The following is a 19,869-nucleotide window of genomic DNA, read 5'->3' as shown; positions in this document are numbered from 1 at the left end:
TCAGGAGCCTCCAAGCCAGAATGTATCCGGCATGTAGACGCCGAAATAGGCGGTCGGGTCGTAGCCGAAGAGTGCCTTGTCAGGCAGATTGCGCAGCCGCGAGGATGCCAGAATAGGCTGATGCGTTCCGTTCACCGTGCCGATCGAAAACACCTGATCGGTGTAGATCGACAGCATTGAGTTCCAGATTTCGGCGCGCTCCGTGGCTTCGGTCGATGAATTCCAGCGCTTGAGCAAAGCCATCAACTCGACCACTTCAGGAAGATCGGGCGCCTCACCCATCTTGCCATGGGACAGATAGTGAGCGCCCCAGAGCGGCCATTGCAGTTGGTCGTCGATGGTGGGGGCCAGCTGGTACGGGTTCATGTCGGCGGTCGGCACGCCATTGTCGATGCCCGACCACATCGACATCATGATCTGGCCGCCAAGCGCGCGGCTGCGAAAGATGTCGCGCTGCGAAGTCCGGATGAACAGGGCGATGCCGATCTTGCGCCAGTGATCGGTGATGAGTTCGAGCGCGTCGGTTTCCAGCGTGCTTTCGCCGGCCGTTTCCACGATGATCTGCGCAGAGCGCCCATCGGGAAGTAACCGCAGGCCGTCATCGTCACGTGCCTGAAGCCCAACCTCGTCAAGCAGGGCATTGGCCTGGTCTGGATCATGGGCAACCCAGGCTTTCGCGAATTCCGGCCGGTAGAGCGGGCTCTCCGGCAAGACCGTATCGGCACTTTCCTGCGCCAATCCGTAGAACACGGCCAAATTGATCTCGCGCCTGTCCACGGCGAGCGAAAGGGCGCGGCGCACGCGCACGTCACGCAAAAGGCCACGCCACACCGGGTCGGAACAATTCAGATTGGGCAGCAGCGCCAGCCGCGAACCCTGTGTGCGTTTCCATAGATGCATCTTCACCGGGTAGCGCTTCTCCGCGTCCTTCAGGAAGGAGTAATCGCTGAAGTCAATTCCCATGCATTGCAGGTCACTCTCGCCCGCACCGGTCTTGGCGGAGATGATCGCCGACGAGCTGACATTCATGATGATCCGGTCGACATAGGGCAGTTGCCGGCCATTCTCGTCTGTTCGATGAAAGAACGGGTTGCGCTCGAAGATGAACTGCTCAGCCGGCGGCTTGGTCCGGTTCTGCCAGGGATCGAGCGTCGGCAGATCCGGGTTCTCCGGGCGATACTGCCGCGACATGCGGATATGCAGGAGCGTCCATTTCGCGGCCCGGTTCTCCTTCATCAGGCCGGCGAGCCGGAATGGATCCTGGTATTTCTTGTGGAACTGCTTGAGATAGGCGGCCGGCAAAACAAGCGGTGTCGGCGAAGCAGCAGCAAGCTTGGGCAGGAAGTCGGGATTGGGCGCATCCCAACTATAGCGGACCGTCAATGGATCGACGATCTCGAAACGTGGCGGCTTGCCGTCCGCCAGCAGGGCCGGGGCGAGCCCGCCTTGCGAAAGCTCATCGTTCAGCCAGACATCTTCCCAGCAATAACGAAAATCCTCGGGCGTCAGCAGGCTGCCGTCGGACCATTTATGCCCTTCCCGAATCTTGAACGTGAAGACGCGATCATCCGCCACGTCGAAACTTTCGAGAATGTCGGCTTGCAAGTTAAGCTTTTCGTCATAGCCGACCAGGCGGGCATATCCGTAGATCGTCATCATCCGGATATCTTTCTGGCTGCCGATGATGGTGCGCAGCGTGCCGCCATACTGGCCGGGTTGGCGGCCCATCGCAGCGAGGTTCAACGCGCGCGGGCTCTTGGGCAGGCGTTCGGCGAGTGCCGGCAGAGCCCTGGCCTTCAGCTCCGGCTGAAGAAAATCCGGCTCCAGGTCGCCGGCTTGCACCGTGCCCGGCAGAAATGTCGAAGCCATGAGGCCGAGGAGGGTGCGCCGGCTGATCAATGGCGTAACTCGCTGACATCGACCGAACGTCGGGCCAGCACAAGGTGGCCGCCGCCAAGATCGAGCGGCGACAGCGTATCTTCTTCGCCCTCGTCGCGGAATTGCGGTCCCCATGCGCTGGCGTCGGAAGCGCCGCCGAGCTTCAGCGTCTTGAAATCCATCGGCCGGTCGAGATCGGGGAAAGGTACTGCGGCGACCAGTGAGCGCGTGTAGGGGTGGATCGGTTTCCTGAGCAGAATTTCGCGCGGCGCAAGCTCGACGATACGCCCGCCGCACATCACCGCGATGCGGTCCGCCATGTAGTCCACCACCGCCAGATTGTGGGATATGAATAGGTAGGTCAGCCCCAATTCCTTCTGAAGGTCCTTTAGAAGATTCAGGATCTGCGCCTGAACAGAGACATCGAGCGCCGAAACCGGCTCGTCGCAGATCAGGAGTTCTGGCCCCAAGGCCAACGCGCGCGCGATGCCGATACGCTGACGCTGTCCGCCGGAGAAACTGTGGGGGTAGCGCTTGATGAAGCGCGGATCGAGCCCGATTGCCTGCATCAGGCTCTTGACGGTGGCTAGTCGGGACGCGGCACTGCCACGTTGATGGATTTCCAGCGGCTCGCTCAAGATATTCTCCACCGTCATGCGAGGTGAAAGCGACGAGACCGGATCCTGGAAGACCATCTGGATTTTCGCGCGCAGCATGCGCAGGGCGTCTCCCTCGGCTTCCAGGACGTCGATCGGTCCTTCGCGGCCGTTGAAGACCACCGAGCCGCCGGTAGGGGTGATAGCCCGCATCAGGATCTTGCTGACGGTGGTTTTGCCGCAACCGCTTTCGCCGACCAGGCCCAGGCACTCGCCCCGCCTGATATCGAAGCTCACGCCGTCAACGGCGCGAACAGAGGCTTGATGATCCCCGCCGAACCATCCGGACTTGCGGGTGGTAAAAACCTTTGCCAGATCCCTGACCGACAACAGGATGTCGTCCGGCCCCTTCGATGCCGGCGCCGTCTGCTTGCCCAGCAGGGTGCCGACGTTCACCGGCACTTCGCGGAGCGCCTTTAGCCTTTCGCCTGGCTTCAGGTCGAAATGCGGAACAGCTGCCATCAGACCTTTCAGGTAAGGGTGACCTGGCCGGCGGAATATCGCCTCGACAGGTCCCGCTTCCATGATCTCGCCATGGTACATGACCACCACCTCGTCGGCGACATTGGCGACAACGCCGAGGTCGTGCGTGATCAGCAGCATCGCCATGTTCAGCTTGGTCTGAAGCCCGCGCAGCAATTGCAGGATTTGCGCCTGGATGGTGACGTCCAACGCCGTCGTCGGCTCATCGGCGATCAACAAAGCGGGCCGGCAGATAAGAGCCATGGCGATCATGGCGCGTTGCCGCAATCCTCCCGAAAGTTCAAACGGATACATGTCATAGGCGCGCTTGGGATTGGGAAAGCCGACAAGGCTGAGCATTTCCTCGGTCCGCGCCTTGCGCTCCGCCCTAGCCATGGGCGTATGAATCTGCAGGGATTCGCTGACCTGGTTGCCGATCGTATGCAGCGGCGACAGCGATGTCATCGGCTCCTGAAAGATCTTGCCAATGCGGCTGCCTCTCAACGCCCGGATTTCGGGTCCGTCACGCGGCATCTGCAGGATATCCTGCGTCGTGCCGGGCTTTTCAGGATCGGAAAACAGGATACGGCCGCGAACATGGGCTGTCCTCGGCAAAATGCCCATCACTGCCTGGCTGAGAACCGATTTTCCGGAACCGGACTCGCCCACAAGCGCGGTAACCTTGCCGGGCAAGACGCGAAGATTTGCACGCCTGACGGCATGCAACGGCCCCCCGATAATGGCAAAAGAGATGCCAACATCCTCGATCCGCAGCAGATCAACGCCCGAATTCATTCTCACACCAGCCCCACTCCTGGCGGCCTGCCGGGCGGCAGACCAGAAGGCGAGACTAGCGTATTGCCAGCCTAGAGCAACTTGGATTCGAACGAGTCCCGGCGGAACCGGCGACCGGGCCGCTTACCAAGGCGTTCGGATCGGATCGCGGCGGTTACTGGAGCTTCCTCGGGGCGCCGGGCGACAGCCGCGCGGCATCGCGGTGAAGCAGCATAACCTGCTCGGCGTCGGATATTCTGTCGTAAATCGGCTCCAGCGTGCCGTCCTCATCGAGTGCGAGAGCCCCCGATAGATCGGGTGAAAGCACCGTCAGCTTCTGCTTGATCCCCGCCAGTTCCTCGTTGCCGAGTGTCAGCCAGGTGTTGGCGCCGCAATAGCTGGCGAAGTCTTTGCTGGCGAGAACGCTGTGCGGATATTTCTTGGTCAGGGTCTGGAGGCGCTGGACCTCGTTTACAGCCGAGCCGAAGACAGAGAATGTGAGCCGGTCGGTAAGCCCGACATTTCCGAACATCACGTTGCCGACATGCAGGCCGATGCCAAATTTTATGTCGGACAACCCCTTTTCCTTTCTTCGCAGATTGAGATCCATCATGCGCCCAGTAGCCTTGTGCGCTGCCGCAAGAGCAGACTGGCAGGCGATCTCGGACTGCGAGCGGTGCCTTTCACAAGGGTAGACGGCAATGAAGCCATCCCCGATGAAACTCATGATCTGCCCGCCTTTGCGATTGAAAGGTGCAGCAATGGCATCGAAAAACTGGTTCAGCGTATCGATGTAGATTTCGCGGCCGGAAGTTTCGGCAAGCCTTGTCGACCCGCGCATATCGGCCATGACCAGTGCGGCCCGGATTGTGTCGCCCTCGCCGCGCTTGATCTGGCCGTCCAGCACGCGCCTGCCGGCGTCGCCGCCAAGATAAGTGGTCATCATGTTGTCGGCCAGCTTGGTGAGCACCGCCATTTTGGCTGCGATAGCCAGATGGTTTTGGATACGCAGCAGCGCCGAAATCATGCTGTCGCTGAAACCTGAAGCACTGTCGGTGGACCAGGACCCTATCATGCCCTGACTGGTATTGCCGCTGAAGGGATGGACGAAAGCCATGTAATCGGTCACGCCCATACGCCCGAGTTCATCGAAAACAGGAAATTCCGACGGGACCGAAGGGTCGAGCCGGCGCCGCAGATGGTCGAGCTTGTTGCTGAGCAGATGGTAGTATGGGCTGGTCAGGAATCTGTCAGAATGAACGCCGTCCTCTTTGCGGAAGCCTTCCACTTCCATGCCCTGGCCGCGAAGCCAAGTGAAGCCAAGCGCGTCATAAAGCGGATGAAGCATCGAAAAGCTCAAATGCACCCGCTTCAGCGGCAGGCCGGCAGCAGCCAGCCGTTCACAAAAGCCCTTTACCAATGTTTCCAGGTCGTTGCCCGCCAGCGCTGACTGAGTCAGCCAATCGGCAACCCTATCCATGAGAATGGTGGAAATTTCTGCTTGCGCTGTGCTCATACCATCTCGAAACCCGTCGAAGACGGAGCCATTATCCTTTGATCCGCCATAACACAGTCCGCCAGCGACCCAAAGATCTCCCCGAAGTCAACGAGGCCGGATTCGGCGGCAAAAGTGACGAAGCGTAACTGCATCCAACTCCTGTGGCATTAGGTGGCGAAACTGCCGGCGGAGTGCAACCCCGATCCTGGCATCGGGCAAAAATTCGCCGGCCCAGACCCCGTCAGGCCTTCACCACCGTCTCCCGGGCCAGCCCGAGGCGGCCAAAAACATTGCGTGTGTCTACGATCAGAAGGGCGTGATCAGCGATCGTCTGATAGTCGATCGCGTCATGGTCGGTTGCAATGACGACAGCATCGAAATCCTTCAATGCCGCCTCGGTCAATTCGACCGAGCGTCGCCCCTTGATCGCCATATGCTCCCGTGTGGTCGGGATCTCGGTAACATGTGGATCATGGAATTCCACCTTGCCGCCCCATTCCTCGATGAGTTCAATGAGCCGCAATGACGGGCTTTCGCGGATGTCGGGCACATTCTTCTTGTAGGCGAGCCCGATGATGAGAATGCGCGAGCGGCTGAGCGCCTTGCCGCAACGCCGGTCCAGCGCCTTCGCCAGTTCATCGACCACGTGACGCGGCATGGCGGTGTTGATCTCTGCCGCCAGCTCGATGAAGCGGGTCGGCAGTTCGTATTCGCGCGCCTTCCACGTCAGGTAGAAGGGATCGATCGGAACGCAGTGCCCGCCAAGTCCGGGGCCAGGATAGAAAGGCATGTAGCCGAAGGGCTTGCTCTTTGCCGCCTCGATTACCTCCCAGATGTCGATGCCCATCGCGCCGAGCACGACCTTCAACTCGTTGACGAGGGCTATGTTGACCGAGCGGAAAATGTTTTCCGTCAGCTTGACTGCCTCGGCGGTCGCCGTGGTGGAGACCGGAACGACGGTCTTGACCACGCCTTGGTAGAAAGCCTGCACGAGCGCCGCCGCTTCAATGCCGTCGCCTGCCACGACCTTGGGGATCGTCGCGACTTCAAAGTTGCGGTTTCCGGGATCCTCGCGTTCGGGCGAGAAGCCGAGGAAGAAGTCTATCTTCGACTGCAAGCCGGTTTCTTCCAGTATGGGCTTGATCACGTCGTCGGTGGTGCCGGGATAGGTGGTAGATTCCAGCACGATGAGGTGGCCGAGACGCAGATGCTTTGCGATGGTGTCAGTCGTGTTCCTGACAAAGGAGAGGTCCGGTTCACGGTTTTTCGTCAGCGGTGTCGGAACGCAGATGATGATGATATCGCAGACGGACAGTTCGGCAAAATCCGCGGTGGCGCGGAACCGTCCGCTCGCCACGTGGCCGGCAAGGGCTGTCGACGTCACCGCCTCAATGTAGGATTGGCCGTTGTTCAGGCTCTCGACCTTCTGGACTTCGATGTCGAAGCCGGAAACCGGGAAGCCGGCGCGTGCGACCGCAATTGCCAGCGGCAACCCGACATAGCCCAATCCGATCACACCGACTTGCGCGGCGCGCGTCGAGATCCGGTTCAGCAGACGGTCATATGCCGATCGTGAAGCGTCCAAAAACTGCTTTCCCGTGAATTCGGATAAGGCTAGCCGCTCCCACGGCGCGGCCTAGCATGGTCCAAGAACCATGGCCGAGGCATATTGCGGAAAATGAATTCTCGCAAGCCGTCATCAGACCGGCAACTTCGCCTTCAAGCTTGCGGCAGCCATCGCATAGCCGCCGGCGGCGCCATCTATGAAATGAACGTGATCGCGCTGCAGCGGCGAGGCGACGAGGCATGTCATCAAGGCCGATTTCTGGCGGTGCAGGCCATAGTTGCAGATGCCCGCCTCTTCCGCCTGTTTCAGCCGGTTCTCGATCCGCTGCAACACATCCGCGTCAACGTCGATGGTCATCTTCAAGCCGTCGTCGAATTTTCGGAAATCCGAATTGCTGGCCACCTCGCGTTTGTAGATTTTCGGATCGAAACGGCCGATCGTCCAGCCATATCTATCGGTGACGGCCGTAAGCGTCATCAGGAACACTATCCACAGCTTCGACAGCCACCGCCGTCCTGCCGGCGCCGTGGCGCGCGCCTCGATATCGAGGCCGGCGGGCAGCAAACTGTAGTCCGGCCCGTTCACCGGCACCGGGTGGCCATCGCGTTCCTGCCTGCCGGCAAGGGCGATGATGTCGGAAGCCAGAAACTGAAAAGCGCGCAAGTCGCGCGACCCCCCTGGTATGGCTATGATCGAGACGATTTCGCCATGCCGGGTTTCGATCGGGTTCCAGCGGCAGGAGAGGCCGGTCAGGTCCGGCCGCGCGCCGGCCGGCGCAGGATCGATGCGGTAGCGCCCCGCTTTCATCTCGGCTTCCGCCCAACTGCCGCCACCGCCGGCGAACATGGCATAGAAGACCGCATCGGAGGCTTGGAACCTTGCCACGCGAACGTCGAGGCCTTGCGCTCTTATATCCTTTATCGGCACGATTGCGGCGCGCAAGGTCAGGTCCAGTTCTTCCGCCACCCATCTCTGGACAGCCGCCAGCGCGTTGCGGGTGATCTCCAACGCCGAGCCGGGAAACGCCACGAGCGCGCCGTCGCCGCCGAAGACAAAGGGAAGATCTTGCCGACCCAGCGCATTGAGCAGCGCCGAAATGACGCTGGCGCCGGCCATATTCACGGTTTTATAGCGCCCAGCCTCGATCGCCTTGGTCGAGCCGATGATGTCGGCGGTGGCCAGCGCCCACCCATCGGGGAGGGGCCGATAGTTATCGATATCGGCAACGCTTTCGAACTTTGCGAAGACCGGCAGAGAAGCGACAAACGGGTCGGACGGGGCAGCTGTTTCCATGAGCATTAGATAGCACATTCCACTGCTTGAAGGTGAAGTCGATCATGCTTCGAAATTGACTTGCGCGTGCTTTCCAATGATAGGGTCCGGCAATGCGAATTGCCTTCTATGCGCCGCTGAAGCCACCCAATCATCCCGTTGCCTCCGGCGACCGCCAGATGGCACGCACGCTGGTCAGGGCGCTGGAGCATGGCGGGCATAGCGTCGAACTGGCATCCGAATTGCGCTTCTATCTACGCGAACCGGACCCGAAAAGTTTCGACGCGCTCAAGATCGAGGCCCGAGAGGAAGCCGCGCGGCTGACAAGGCTTTGGGATCGTGACGGCAGGCCCGATCTCTGGTTCTGCTATCATCCCTATTACAAAGCGCCCGATCTGATCGGACCCGAGCTGGCCTCGGCCTTTGCTATCCCCTATGTGACAGCGGAAGCCTCCTATTCGAGGCGGCGCAACGCCGGTTTGTGGGCCGATACGCAAGCGTTGGTTGTGCGAGCCGTCGAACAGGCGGCCCTGAACATCTGCTTCACGCAAAGGGATCGTCAGGGACTGACGAATGCAATTCCCGACGCCGCGTTTAGTATGCTTTCGCCCTTCATCGACACATCGGTATTCCGGGAGATGCCGGCACGAGGTTGTCCGACGCGCCTCGTTACCGTTGCCATGATGCGCCCGGGCGACAAAATCGAAAGCTATCGCATGCTGGCGCAAGCGCTCGGTCTGATCGGCCACCTGCCGTGGACCCTGTCGGTCGTCGGCGACGGGCCTGCCCGTGACGAGGTCAAGGCGCAATTCGCCGGCTTTCCCGCCGACCGTATTGAATGGCTTGGCGCGATTGAGCCAGCCGCCGTGCCGGATGTCCTCCATAGTGGAGGAATTTACGTCTGGCCGGGTTTCGGCGAGGCCTATGGCGTTGCCTATCTTGAAGCACAGGCCGCCGGCCTTCCGGTGGTGGCTCAGGACATCGCCGGTGTGCCGGAGGTCGTGCGCGATGGTCAGACCGGGTTTCTCACCCCGCCGCGCGATGTGGCGGCGTTCGCTTCTGCAATTGAAAGGCTTCTGGCCCGCAACGACGAAAGAACCATCATGGCCGCAGAAGCCAGACGCTTCATACTCGAAGAACGTTCCCTCGGCGTTGCAGCGGCGCGTCTGGCCGAACTTCTTCCGAAGGTCTCGGTTTCATGACATCCGATCGGATCTGGCAGCCCTTGGTGGAAGAACTGGCGTGCCGGCAACGGGCGGGTCGCAAGGCAGAGTTCTGGCTGCGCGATGACGACGCCGTGGACCCGACGCCCGCACTTGATCGGCTGCTCGACCTCACCGGGAAATTCGCTGTTCCGGTCACTCTGGCCGTCATTCCGGCCCTGACTGATGAGAAGCTTGTCGTCCGGCTTGATGAGGCGCCGCATGCCACGGTCGCCATCCATGGCTGGATGCACCGAAATCATGCGCCCGAGGGCCAGAAAAAGCAGGAACTCGGCGCGCATCGGCCACGCGAGGCGGTGCTCGGTGATCTGGCTCACGGGCTGTCGCACGTAACCGAACTACACGGCGCGCGCACCGTTTCGATGCTGGTTCCCCCCTGGAACAGGATTGACGCTGGCTTGGTATCCGACCTTGGATCGATAGGATTTGCGGCATTGTCGGTCTATGGACCGCCGAAGCCGGCTTCACTGGCGGTCATCAACAGCAATGTCGACATCATGGATTGGCATGGCACGCGCGGCTGCCGCGATCATGGCCTATTGGTCCAGGCTATCATCGCGCACTTGCAGCATGCATTCGACGGCGAACCGGTAGGCCTGCTCACCCACCATCTTGTACATGATGAATCGGCCTGGCTTTTCCTCGAACGGCTGTTCGCAGTCACCGCGCAGACTGAATCCTGCGCATGGCTTCCGATCAGGACATTGATCGGGCGCAGCGCGGATAGAGGAAAATAGCTCAGCGCTTTTTGTGCAATGAGACTGGAAATTCGAGCGTCTGACCATCTCGCGCGGCAAAAGCGCCGGCAAACCTGTCTTTGGCCAGTTTCTCCATCGCGTCCAGTTGCTCGTCGGTGCGTGTCGGATCGTGGTGAAACAGCGCGAGCCCCCGCGCACCGGCCGCCTCACAGAGCTTGACGCCCTGTTGCCATGTCGAGTGTCCATTACCGCGGCGTCGTTCCATTTCCTTTTCGGTGTAGGTGCAATCGTAAATGACGAGGTCGGCATCTTCGATCAGGCCGAGCACCGACTGATCGAGTGTGTCCGGCTCGTGCTCGGTGTCCGTGATCACCGCCACGACCCGGCCGCCCCATTCGACGCGGTAGCCTATGCAGCCGCCCGGATGGGTAAGACTGCCGGTCCGAACCACCACCCCTTCGCGCGGCCGAAGCACGTCTCCGGACACGAAATCGCGGCAGTCGAGCTTTGCCTTGCAGACGTCCATTTTCACCGGAAACCACGGCGGCCGTATGAACTCATCGATCATCTGCCGGGTCGTCATGCGTCCTGCAAGATGCCCGGACCAAACCGTAAGCTTGACGCTCGGGTCAAAGATCGGCGCAAAAGCCGGCAGCCCGATGATGTGATCGTAATGGCAATGGGTGAAAAGCAGGTCGAAATCGGTCAGATCCGCCGCCTGAAACGCCCTGCCGGCAGGCCGCAGGCCAGAGCCAGCATCGAACAGAAGCGTATGCTTGCCGCATCTCATCTCAATGCAGTTTGTGTTGCCGCCATAGCGAACGAATTCTGGCCCGGATACCGCAATGCTGCCGCGCACGCCCCAAAATCTGACCTGGAAAAAATCGTCGTCCATACTACTTTTCGCCCATCGTAGCTCTAGGCGGTTCGTGCGTCGATCAGATCCGCGGTCGTATGGCTTAGCCGATCGGCAAGAACCCGCAATATCTCGATGGTCATTTCCGGGAACTCCTTCATAAGCCTCAGGAAATGATCCTTGCGGATTCTCAAGGCCTCCAGATCACTTGCCGCGCTGACGGTGGCAGTGCGGGAGCTATTGCACAATATGGCGATCTCGCCGACGATCGAATTTGGCAGCAGTTCGGCAACTTTTATCGGCCCGCTGTCGGAATCGACCAGAATATCCGCCCTGCCCGAAAGGATGACATAGGCGGCGTCTGCCTCGTCGCCCTGCCGGAAAAGAATCTGGCCGGCGCTGTAGTTCACGCGATCGGATGTGAACGCGAGCAGCTTGAGCTTTGCCGGCTCAATGCCAGAGAACAAGGGAACGCGTTGCAGCATTCCAACTTCATCCTTGAGCAGCATTGTCGCAAACCTTCCTAAATTCGCGTCTGCCAGACTACGACAGAAGTTCCTTGAAGATACCGTTCTCTGCCAAAAGTGTCTCGTGTGTACCGTCTTCCACTAATTGACCCGAGTCAAAGACGATAACGCGATCGAACATCATCGCCATTGCCGGACTCGTCACGACCCACACAATTGCCGGCGAATGGCCGTCGCGTCCGGCTTCCTCGATCACGTTTCGCAGCACCTTGTCCTGAATGCGCTGGTCGAGCGCCGACAGCGGCCGGTTGAGAATGAGAAAATCGGGACGCTTGAGCAGGGCCCGGGCAACATCGAGCTTCTGTCGCTGTCCACCGGTCAGCCGCCTGCCGCCGGCGCCGACGTTGAAGTCCAGGCCGACATCCAGAAGCTCGGCATAAAGCCCCAGCTCGTCAAGAATTTCATAGACGATGGAGCGTATGCGGTCCGGCGCGTCGGGATGGTTGTTGCCAACACGCCCGAACAGGACATTGTCCATGACGGTGGCCGCGGCAATGTATTTGGCAGGATCATACCGTTCGATCGCGTTTTGCAGCTCGGGCGGCAGGTTTTCGTAGAACTGGTTGCGTGCCGCGACGATCTTGCTCATCAGCTCGTCGCTCAGCAGGCCGAAGCGGTGCCGGGGCTCGATATAGGCAAAGCTCAAGGTGATGATCATGGCGCGGTCGGCCTCCGAAACCGCATCGTAGGGGCGGTTCTTGAGCCGCTGCAGCAGGGTCTCGTAGGCGGGTATCTCCTCGGCGCTCATGAAGGCGAGCTGCTGGAAGAACTGGTGATCGGGCGGCAGGTCGGCGAACAGCTCGATCGCCTGTTCGGCGATCTCCATGCCCATCTCGTAGAGCGTGCGGTCGAGGCCGGCTTGCTTCAGCACGGAAGCAAAATAGGGATTGGCCGCCAGCGCCTTGTCGGCCAGTTCGGGGCCGGCGGCAGCGCCGAAGAGCAGGTTCTGGCCGATCGTCGCTTCCGTGTTGTAAGCGCCCGGCTCGAAAGGAACCACCAGTTCGCGCAGCCCTTCCTGTTCCAGCCGGGTTCGCAGCGCTGCACGCAGTTCGACGATCCGCCCGGCAAGCTTCGTGTGACGCGTGAGGTCGGCCGAAGAGCGCAAGCCAAGATCCAGAATGTCGCGCGACAGAAGAACCGCGTCAAGCACCCGGCGCACGGCTTCAAAGAGGTCGTGCGGGCCGGTAGCACCGGCGGAAACATAGTCGATCCAGTCGCTGTGGATGTCGAAATCCGGATTGCCCGACCGGCGTGCCTCGTCGATGTTCCAGCGCTGCTGGTCTGCCGCGGCGCCGTCATAAGTCACCGATGTGAGCGGCGCATGCTTCAACCCGTAGAGCAGGTTATCGCGCAGGCTTGCGTGGAACAGGAAAACATCCGACGAGGCGTAGGACATGCGCCGGCCGGTCACTGCTTCGGGGAGTTCAAGCAGGTCATCGGCGCCCGAAGTGACCTTTCCACTTTCCGGCCAGTTCAGCCGCGCGAAGGCTTCTGCAAGCGCCTCCGCTCCACCTGTTGAGGTGCTGACCAGCGCCACCGTCTCAGCCGGCTTGACCTGCATGGAGATACGGTTGAGGAGCATTGCACCGCCATCGTCTGCTATGGACAGACCTACCGCCGACAGCGGGTTTGTCATCGGACCGGGATCGTCGATCGTCAATGCCCCGATGCTCGGCGCAATGATATCCTCGACGCTGAACTGTTCAACGACCTGCTGATATTTGACCTGAACATCCTGCCGATCCTGATCCCAGTCGATCAGTTCCTTCATCGGTCCGGGCAGGTCCTTGTAGGCTCCGATCACGGCCACGAGCTGGCCGACGTCCAGCCGACCCCCGATGACCAGGTACCCGCCGACCATGTAGAACAGAAAGGGCGTGAGCTGCGCGAGAAAATTGTTGAGGAACTTTACCATGAATTTCCATTGGTAAAGATCGAAGCGGATCTTGAAGATGAGCCCGAGCCGGGCAGCTATGTCGGCGCGCTCGTAGTTTGACGTGTCGTGGACGTGAACCGCGCCGATGCCGTCGACGATTTCGCCAACCCGGCCCGAAAGCGCGCGCGCCGTCAGTTGCCGTTGGCGCCCGAGCACGAGCAGCCGCCGCCGCATTCGCGGGATGAGCACGATCTGGATCACCACGATCACCACCGCTATCATTCCGAGCCAGACGTTCTGGACCATGATGAACAGCATGGCCGTCAGCGCCTGGCCGCCGAGCAGCACCGGCTGCAGGAAGGCATCGCCGATGAAGCCGCCCAGCGGCTCCACCTCGTCCTTCACCATGGTCGCCACTTCGGCGGATTTCACCCGCTTGAAGTAAACCGGCGGAAACCGCAGCACACGATCGATCAGATCGAAGCGAATACGCCGCAGCATGCGTTCGCCGAGGCGGCCCTTGTAGGTGTTGATGTAGAGTTTGAACAGGCCGTTGATGACGACCAGCAAGAGGAACACAAGGCTCAGGGCAAGCAGCGTCGCTTTGCGGCCGAGCTGAAAACCGGAGAAGAACAGGACCTCGCCAATGAACGGCAGGTTATAGTGCAGCCTCATGAATGGCAGGGTCGCATCCGGTTGCTCGAACCCCTTGCCTTGGATCGGGCCATTGACGATCAGCTTCGGCAGGTCGAAGGACATGAAATACGGGATCATCGAAAGCAAGACGATCATCAATATCCAGATCTGCTGCTTCCTGGTGTGCTTCCATATATAGCGGGCTAGGCTGGGTTCCATATGCGACTGTGGATCTTTCAGCTGGAAGGATGCAGGATGCAAAAGCGCCCGCCGGCGAAGGGCGTATCGGCAATGTCTCCGTCGCCAACGACAAGCTCGAAGCTGCAGTGCACGAAGGACACCAACGGTCCGGGCAGATGCAACCGGCACTCTCCGGCAACGGGCAATGGCGAAGCGGCTAGCAGCATATTCATGTCCGCGGATCAAACAGCCTGGCGGGAGGCAAGATTGCGTTGTGTCGCCCGAAATCCCACCCTACAAGACGAATATGATGGATGTCACGCAACCACGCAATGCCGGCTTGGACTGGCACGAGCAAGCCTTGGATCTCACGCGGGGAATCGCTGCCTATGTCAACCACCCTCTCGTGGCAGGGCTGGCGCGCGTCATCGCCAAGCATCCGAAGGCCGATATCGCCAACGCCTTTAACCACAAGCAGGTCGCCTGCAAGATGTGGGCGCTCGATAGGCTGTTCGAAAGCTGCGGCGGCCGGTTCGGGCGCATATGGGTTCTGGGTGGTTGGTACGGCGTATTGCCGGCAATGCTTTTCAACGACGCCCGCTTCGACATCGCGGCGGTCGATAGCATCGACATCGATCCGGAAGTCGCATCGGTCGCCCTGACCCTCAACCGGGAAGCCGGCGACCGGTTCCGGGCGCTGACGGTGGATATGTACGCACTCGACTATGCGGCCGGGCAGCCCGACCTGACGGTCAATACGAGCTGCGAACACATCGCCGATCTGCGCGCCTGGCTTGCTCTGCTGCCGCGGGGCGCGAATGTGCTGCTGCAGTCGAACGACTATTTCAGCGAGCCGACGCACATCAACTGCGTAGCTTCACTGGCAGCCTTCGAAGCAATGGCGGCGCTACGGGAGGTGCGGTTCTCCGGCGAACTGCCGACAAAAAATTATACGCGCTTCATGCTGATCGGAACTGTTTGAAGCGCGTTACGCGAATCTCATCCAGACGCGACGCGCGTCAGGATCCATCGTCTGTTTGATCATGAGCTTTTCTGAACCCGGGTGCCTTTTTCAGGGACCATGTTCGATACCGCTCGCGCAGGATTTGCGCCGAGTGACGCGCGCCTTCCAGATCGAGACGATGCGCGGATGGCGTCGGTGCCACAAGCGCCTCTTCGATCGCTTGCCCCAAACCCTCAGGCGTTAGGTCCTTTTCCATCAGCACCGTTGCAAGACCGAGCTCTTCGAGCATTAGGGCACGAACCGTTTGTTCTGTTTCCCCGCCGGCTGCAAATGGGACGAGCAGGGAGCGACAACCCGCGCGCAGGACATCGCAGACCGTGTTGTAACCCGCCTGCGAGACCGAGAGGCGGGCGCCGGTCAGCAGGCTGGCGAAATCCTCGCGGAACCGGAAGATGGACAGGCCCGGGGTGGCATCGCGTGCGATTGCGTCAAACTCGTCTTTCGGCAGGTTTGGGCCGGTGATCAAACACCATTTCCAACCGTTGTTGGCATTCCGCGCCGCTGCGATGGTGGAGCTAACAAGGCTCTTTCCGGCAGCTCCGCCGCCAACCGACACCAGAACGTCGAAGCACTCGGAGGCCGCGGGCGATAGCGGCGCGGCAACGAGCCCTGTGTAGGTGACCTCGGCCCTGATCGCCCCAGCCAGTGGAAATGTCTTGTCGATGGTTGCGAAAGTCGGGTCGCCGTGGACCATAACAAGGTCGAAATGCCTGTTGACAAGATCAACCGTTTCCTCGTTCCGGCCCAGCTTGACGCGCTCCTGAAGAATATCACGGACGGACGTCGCCAGCAGCGGTCTGGGCGACGTCGCGTTGATGGCCTCGATCAGCGGCAAGAGTTCGAAGCGCATCTGCCGGCGTCCAAATGGAAACGCCTCGACAATGACGATATCCGGCCTGCAATTCCGGAATGCCTGGAGCAGCATCTCTGAACGCCGTTCCTTGAAATCATCGTCGATGGGTTTGCCCTGCAGGTCGACAAGTCCGGAAAATCCTTCATCACCGGAGGTGACAGGTGGCAGGGTTACAGATTTTACCCCCGGTCCCGGAAACCCCGCGACCGGCGCTCCGCCGGTTACGACGGTGACGTCAAACCCGTCATCGACCAGAGCCGCCGCGACGCGGCTGGTGCGCGCGAGATGGCCGATACCGAGCAGGTGCTGGACATAGAGGAAGGCGCGCAGCCGCTTCAATTGGCGGCCCGCCACTCGCGCTCGAACAGTTCCTTGAGCTGTCCAATGCTCGCCATATGATCGAAATTGCCGCGCACGTGCCGCTCCGCGGCGTCGCCGAGGCGGGCGCGCAGCACGGGATCACGGATCAGGCGCTCCAGTGCCTGTGCCAGGGCAATTGGGTTTTCCGTCGGAACCATCAGCCCAGTTTCATCCGCCGATATAAGCTCCGGCACGCCGGAAATATCGGTCGACACGCAGGCAAGCCGCTGGCTAGCCGCCTCCACCAGAACATTCGGCAGACCATCCCGGTCGCCATTTGCCGTGATCCTGCAGGCCAGGGCGAAGATGTCGGCGCGGCGGTAGTGCTCAAGCACCTCCTCCTGTGCAAGCGCGCCTTTCCAACAGATGCGACCATCCAGTCCGAGCTTTTGTGCCAGCGCCTTCAGCGGTTCCAGTTCCTCGCCGCCGCCGATATGCTCGAAACGCCACGCCAAGCCGCCAGGCAAGAGGGCAAGGGCTTCCAGCAAGGTATCGTAACCTTTCTTTTGGACGGCGCGCCCGACACTCAGAACGGTGACCGGTTCGTCCGGCTCCGAGCCGTCATGCTGTTTTCGCACCTCGCCAAAACTGCCGAAGCGATCAAGATCGAGCCCATGATAGCTCAGATGCACAGACGAGTTGCCGTTAGCGAGTTTTTCCAGACGGTCGAAGCCGGCTTTCGTGCAAGTGACCGTCCAGCGAGCCGAGGAAAGCTTACCTGCCAGATCCCAGTCCGCGGAAGTCCAGATGTCCTTGGCATGGGCTGAGCAGCTCCAGGGCAGGCTACGAAGCTGGCTGGCATAGCGCGTCACCGATGCCGGCGTGTGTGCGAAATGTGCATGCAGCCATCCCGCGTCTTCCGGCCATTCGGCCGCCAGCACGAGCGCTTGCCCGAAGCGGCGCGCGCGATTGCGCGTAAAGTCGCGGGGGAAATCGGCAGCCAGCGATCCGAGCGCGCGCCAGAAGCCCGGCCGCGGCAGACAAGCAAACAGCGAGCGAACGACGCGCAGCGGCTCTTCATGCAGATATTCCGGCAGATAATGGACGGACGCTTTGATCTCGTCATGCACGGGATGGCGTTTTGCGTCGGTCGGCCGCCTGAGCGCGACGAGTATCAGGTCGAACCCGGCACGCTCCAGACCGAGCAGTTCCTGCGCGATAAAAGTTTCCGACAGCCGCGGATAGCCCTTCAGAACCACGACGATCTTGCGATGTTGCAAGTCAGTTGGTTCCTTCAACGACCGAAAGGTGATGGCCGGCCCGCCGGTCGAGCAGTTCCGCGACGATTTCGGAAATATGAGGCAGACCTTCCAGCGTCAGATGCGGATTGCTCTGCGATGGGCGGGGCCGGTCCGGCAGCACCTCCAGTGCACCGGCAAACCGCCGGGAATCCTCGGCTTCCTCCGGCAAAAGCATCTCGATGAGCCCGAGTTCGGCCGCGCGCCGTGCTCGGATCAGTTGTTCCTCGCGGGGCTTGACGCGCGGTACGATGAGCGCCGGCTTGTCGAAAGACAGTATCTCGCAATAGGTGTTGTAACCGCCCATCGCCACCACCGCCTTGGCGCCGGCAATCAGGTCTTCCATTCGGTTGTCGAACTCGATCATCTTGATACAGGGGATCTTGGACCCCTTCTTGAGCAGCTTGTTGCGCTTGCGCGCCGGCATGTAAGGCCCAAGCACGATCAGCGCCTTATGCTGCAATTGCGGATCCTGCTGATAGGCATCGATGACGTCGTGGATGAGTTCGGCGCCGTCGCCCCCGCCACCGGTGGTAACGAGGATATAATCGCCCTCGGGCCGGTGGCCGGGCAACTCGTTCTTCTGCAGGCTCCGTTGCAGGAAACCGACGAACTTCATCTTTGCTCTGACAGCCGGCGGCACATCCAGGCCGGTCAACGGATCGTAGAAATCCGGCGGACCATAGACCCAGACCTTGTCGTAGAAGAGACCTATCTTGCGCATCACATCCCTGCGAGCCCACTCTGCTTCGAGCAGATGCGGCGCGTCCATCACCTCGCGCAGGCCAAGCACGAGCGTGGTGCCCCGCGTCTTGAGGTAGGACAGCGTGTCCTCGATCTCACCGCGCAGGCCGAGCGGTTCCTTGTCGACGATGAAGATATCCGGCCGGAAGGTCTCGGCTGTGTGGCGGATGATCGACTGGCGCATCCTCAGCGTCTCATGCAGATCGATGTCCTTTTCCAGCGAGGTGTACTCGCCGTTGCGCAACTTGATGACGCTGGGGATCTTCACGAAGTCGACACGGGCGCGGTAGTCGAAGGCGCCAGCGATAGTCGCACCCGAAATGATAAGCACCTGAAGTCCGCGGAAATCCTCGACCAGCGAATGCGCGATAGTCCGGCAGCGCTGCAAGTGGCCGAGCCCGAACGTGTCGTGGCTGTACATGAGAATTCGAGCGTTTTCTGCGTGCTGGGTCATTGTTGAACGTCTCTTAAAATTCTCGTCTTGAGGACCGTGCGCGACCCGCCGGCTTCGAAATCATCCTGGGTTTGAAACATCAGGCCGCAATTTTCAATTTGTAATGCCTGTCAGATAGGCTTTCTGGTTGCCAGAGGTCGAAACTAGATGGATTGGCGAATATCGCCTCGGCGAGAGAGAGCCAAGCCTCCCTGTCGTTGTGGGATGGATCGAAAGGAAAGCGGTGTCAAAAAAATCGGCAGAAGTCATCCCCCTTGATTCCAATAAGCTCCGGTCTCTCCGAACTCCATTGGTTTCGGAGCGATGAAGGCGAATTCCACTATCCTGCCCATATAGCCAATTGCTTGATCCGAAAGGACAAGGTCGCCGGGCGTCGCATGGCGCATATTGTTATAGAACTCATTTCGCGCGCCATTGCACTCGGTCTTGGGGGACCAAAGGTGCTGCCCATCAATCTCTTGACGGGCGGTCTGATTGTGATTCACCAACCGGAACTGAGCCATCTGTCGCCCAAGCTAGCCGGAATTTCAGCAAGAATCGAGTGGATGCCAGCGCTCACAACACGCCACCTGCAGAAGGACGTGTGCAACACCAGTTGCTTGTCGGTCGCTATGGCCTCTGGCAAATGCCTTGGCTGGGGCGGCGACGGTACTTTTTGAGACGGCTTGGGCACGCCGTCGAACGCCGCAAATTGCAAAAAATCGCCCGATTGGTCCCGATAGTTGGTGAAACCTCAAAAATTTTTGCGGCGATTCTAGCTTTAAAATCGCCGAAGACATTCACGTCGAACAGCGCCTTGGCGCGGTCGAGGCCTCCTCCGCGCCGCCAAACAGACCCATGCCGGCATTGTTGACAAGTCCGGCCTTGCCAGGGCGTCATCGACCATTTTTCGCGACGGACGCGTCGTCGGTCACGTCGCAGATCAGCATGGTAACGCCGTCGGGCTGATTGGAGGCCGTGCGACGGCTGGTTCCGAATACGCGGAAGCCGGCGCTCAGCAAGGTTTCGGCGGTGGCCCGCCCGATGCCGGAAGATGCCCCTGTCACCAAGGCGACGCCAGGATTGGTCTTATCCATTGAGGTCACTTTCTTTG

The 19,869-nt window shown here is 60.4% G+C and carries 16 protein-coding genes and 1 pseudogene; 4 read left to right on the top strand and 13 right to left on the bottom strand.

What is annotated here, in order from left to right:
- The 5 genes from ACSQ3L_RS27075 to ACSQ3L_RS27055 form a co-directional block, all read right to left on the bottom strand.
- Window positions 1–1,899, bottom strand: coding sequence for an ABC transporter substrate-binding protein (locus ACSQ3L_RS27075; RefSeq protein ID WP_436162687.1), 1,899 nt, complete (start codon window positions 1,897–1,899; stop codon window positions 1–3).
- The gene (locus ACSQ3L_RS27070) at window positions 1,896–3,791 is read right to left on the bottom strand and encodes an ABC transporter ATP-binding protein (protein ID WP_436162686.1); all 1,896 of its coding nucleotides are present in this window, start codon (window positions 3,789–3,791) and stop codon (window positions 1,896–1,898) included. Before ACSQ3L_RS27070 ends, ACSQ3L_RS27075 begins: the two co-directional genes overlap by 4 nt.
- Before the next feature lie 154 nt (window positions 3,792–3,945).
- Window positions 3,946–5,286, bottom strand: a complete 1,341-nt coding sequence (locus ACSQ3L_RS27065) for an adenylate/guanylate cyclase domain-containing protein (protein ID WP_436162685.1) — start codon at window positions 5,284–5,286, stop codon at window positions 3,946–3,948.
- A 223-nt stretch (window positions 5,287–5,509) separates the two neighbouring features.
- Window positions 5,510–6,853 carry a nucleotide sugar dehydrogenase gene (locus tag ACSQ3L_RS27060; protein WP_436162684.1) on the bottom strand — a complete coding sequence of 448 codons (1,344 nt, stop codon included), beginning with the start codon at window positions 6,851–6,853 and terminating at the stop codon, window positions 5,510–5,512.
- Between the two features lie 114 nt (window positions 6,854–6,967).
- Window positions 6,968–8,146, bottom strand: coding sequence for a DUF3095 domain-containing protein (locus ACSQ3L_RS27055; protein WP_436162683.1), 1,179 nt, complete (start codon window positions 8,144–8,146; stop codon window positions 6,968–6,970).
- A 74-nt stretch (window positions 8,147–8,220) separates the two neighbouring features.
- Here ACSQ3L_RS27055 and ACSQ3L_RS27050 point away from each other — a divergent pair, with 74 nt between their 5' ends.
- Together ACSQ3L_RS27050 and ACSQ3L_RS27045 are read left to right on the top strand one after the other, a co-directional pair.
- Window positions 8,221–9,309 (top strand): glycosyltransferase family 4 protein, encoded by a 1,089-nt coding sequence (locus ACSQ3L_RS27050; RefSeq protein WP_436162682.1) that lies wholly within the window; start codon window positions 8,221–8,223, stop codon window positions 9,307–9,309.
- Window positions 9,306–10,067 carry a polysaccharide deacetylase family protein gene (locus ACSQ3L_RS27045; RefSeq protein WP_436162681.1) on the top strand — a complete coding sequence of 254 codons (762 nt, stop codon included), beginning with the start codon at window positions 9,306–9,308 and terminating at the stop codon, window positions 10,065–10,067. Before ACSQ3L_RS27050 ends, ACSQ3L_RS27045 begins: the two co-directional genes overlap by 4 nt.
- A gap of 1 nt (window position 10,068) precedes the next feature.
- On the opposite strand, the gene ACSQ3L_RS27040 is transcribed toward ACSQ3L_RS27045, so the two are convergent.
- The 4 genes from ACSQ3L_RS27040 to ACSQ3L_RS27025 are packed head-to-tail and all read right to left on the bottom strand — an operon-like array spanning window position 10,069 to window position 14,336.
- On the bottom strand, window positions 10,069–10,923 hold the full coding sequence (locus tag ACSQ3L_RS27040; protein WP_436162680.1) for an MBL fold metallo-hydrolase: 855 nt from the start codon (window positions 10,921–10,923) through the stop codon (window positions 10,069–10,071).
- A 23-nt stretch (window positions 10,924–10,946) separates the two neighbouring features.
- A complete protein-coding gene (locus ACSQ3L_RS27035) occupies window positions 10,947–11,393 on the bottom strand; it encodes a cyclic nucleotide-binding domain-containing protein (RefSeq protein WP_436162679.1) in 447 nt (148 codons plus the stop codon).
- A 34-nt stretch (window positions 11,394–11,427) separates the two neighbouring features.
- On the bottom strand, window positions 11,428–14,142 hold the full coding sequence (locus tag ACSQ3L_RS27030) for an ABC transporter transmembrane domain-containing protein (RefSeq protein ID WP_436162678.1): 2,715 nt from the start codon (window positions 14,140–14,142) through the stop codon (window positions 11,428–11,430).
- A 17-nt stretch (window positions 14,143–14,159) separates the two neighbouring features.
- Window positions 14,160–14,336, bottom strand: a complete 177-nt coding sequence (locus ACSQ3L_RS27025) for a hypothetical protein (RefSeq protein ID WP_436162677.1) — start codon at window positions 14,334–14,336, stop codon at window positions 14,160–14,162.
- Between the two features lie 74 nt (window positions 14,337–14,410).
- On the opposite strand from ACSQ3L_RS27025, the gene ACSQ3L_RS27020 reads away from it, so the two are divergent.
- Window positions 14,411–15,085, top strand: a complete 675-nt coding sequence (locus tag ACSQ3L_RS27020) for a class I SAM-dependent methyltransferase (protein WP_436162676.1) — start codon at window positions 14,411–14,413, stop codon at window positions 15,083–15,085.
- A 37-nt stretch (window positions 15,086–15,122) separates the two neighbouring features.
- Here ACSQ3L_RS27020 and ACSQ3L_RS27015 read toward each other — a convergent pair whose 3' ends face one another.
- From ACSQ3L_RS27015 to ACSQ3L_RS27005, 3 genes are read right to left on the bottom strand one after another with little or no spacing between them, the layout of a single operon-like run.
- Complete coding sequence (locus ACSQ3L_RS27015; protein WP_436162675.1) at window positions 15,123–16,319, bottom strand: glycosyltransferase family protein; 1,197 nt, start codon at window positions 16,317–16,319, stop codon at window positions 15,123–15,125.
- Window positions 16,316–17,560, bottom strand: a complete 1,245-nt coding sequence (locus ACSQ3L_RS27010) for a glycosyltransferase family 4 protein (RefSeq protein ID WP_436162674.1) — start codon at window positions 17,558–17,560, stop codon at window positions 16,316–16,318. The genes ACSQ3L_RS27015 and ACSQ3L_RS27010 overlap by 4 nt, the downstream gene beginning before the upstream one ends.
- Before the next feature lies 1 nt (window position 17,561).
- On the bottom strand, window positions 17,562–18,776 hold the full coding sequence (locus tag ACSQ3L_RS27005; protein ID WP_436162673.1) for a glycosyltransferase family protein: 1,215 nt from the start codon (window positions 18,774–18,776) through the stop codon (window positions 17,562–17,564).
- 152 nt (window positions 18,777–18,928) lie between these two features.
- Here ACSQ3L_RS27005 and ACSQ3L_RS27000 point away from each other — a divergent pair, with 152 nt between their 5' ends.
- The gene (locus ACSQ3L_RS27000; RefSeq protein ID WP_436163572.1) at window positions 18,929–19,435 is read left to right on the top strand and encodes a hypothetical protein; all 507 of its coding nucleotides are present in this window, start codon (window positions 18,929–18,931) and stop codon (window positions 19,433–19,435) included.
- 100 nt (window positions 19,436–19,535) lie between these two features.
- Here ACSQ3L_RS27000 and ACSQ3L_RS26995 read toward each other — a convergent pair.
- Window positions 19,536–19,852: pseudogene (locus tag ACSQ3L_RS26995) on the bottom strand (SDR family NAD(P)-dependent oxidoreductase); the annotation flags it as partial.
- Window positions 19,853–19,869: the final 17 nt, after the last annotated feature.

This window comes from Mesorhizobium sp. LjRoot246 (genome assembly GCF_964254115.1).
Classification (GTDB): Bacteria; Pseudomonadota; Alphaproteobacteria; order Rhizobiales; family Rhizobiaceae; genus Mesorhizobium.
The sequence above is the reverse complement of the archived record's forward strand: the minus strand, read 5'-3'. Positions and strand labels throughout refer to the sequence as shown.

What these genes read in the sequence shown, in the direction of transcription:
- ACSQ3L_RS27070 (WP_436162686.1), bottom strand. Translation starts at nt 3,791, where the DNA reads ATGAATTCGGGCGTTGATCTGCTGCGGATCGAGGATGTTGGCATCTCT.
- ACSQ3L_RS27065 (WP_436162685.1), bottom strand. Translation starts at nt 5,286, where the DNA reads ATGAGCACAGCGCAAGCAGAAATTTCCACCATTCTCATGGATAGGGTT.
- ACSQ3L_RS27055 (WP_436162683.1), bottom strand. Translation starts at nt 8,146, where the DNA reads ATGTGCTATCTAATGCTCATGGAAACAGCTGCCCCGTCCGACCCGTTT.
- ACSQ3L_RS27050 (WP_436162682.1), top strand. Translation starts at nt 8,221, where the DNA reads ATGCGAATTGCCTTCTATGCGCCGCTGAAGCCACCCAATCATCCCGTT.
- ACSQ3L_RS27045 (WP_436162681.1), top strand. Translation starts at nt 9,306, where the DNA reads ATGACATCCGATCGGATCTGGCAGCCCTTGGTGGAAGAACTGGCGTGC.
- ACSQ3L_RS27040 (WP_436162680.1), bottom strand. Translation starts at nt 10,923, where the DNA reads ATGGACGACGATTTTTTCCAGGTCAGATTTTGGGGCGTGCGCGGCAGC.
- ACSQ3L_RS27035 (WP_436162679.1), bottom strand. Translation starts at nt 11,393, where the DNA reads ATGCTGCTCAAGGATGAAGTTGGAATGCTGCAACGCGTTCCCTTGTTC.
- ACSQ3L_RS27030 (WP_436162678.1), bottom strand. Translation starts at nt 14,142, where the DNA reads ATGGAACCCAGCCTAGCCCGCTATATATGGAAGCACACCAGGAAGCAG.
- ACSQ3L_RS27025 (WP_436162677.1), bottom strand. Translation starts at nt 14,336, where the DNA reads ATGAATATGCTGCTAGCCGCTTCGCCATTGCCCGTTGCCGGAGAGTGC.
- ACSQ3L_RS27020 (WP_436162676.1), top strand. Translation starts at nt 14,411, where the DNA reads ATGATGGATGTCACGCAACCACGCAATGCCGGCTTGGACTGGCACGAG.
- ACSQ3L_RS27005 (WP_436162673.1), bottom strand. Translation starts at nt 18,776, where the DNA reads ATGACCCAGCACGCAGAAAACGCTCGAATTCTCATGTACAGCCACGAC.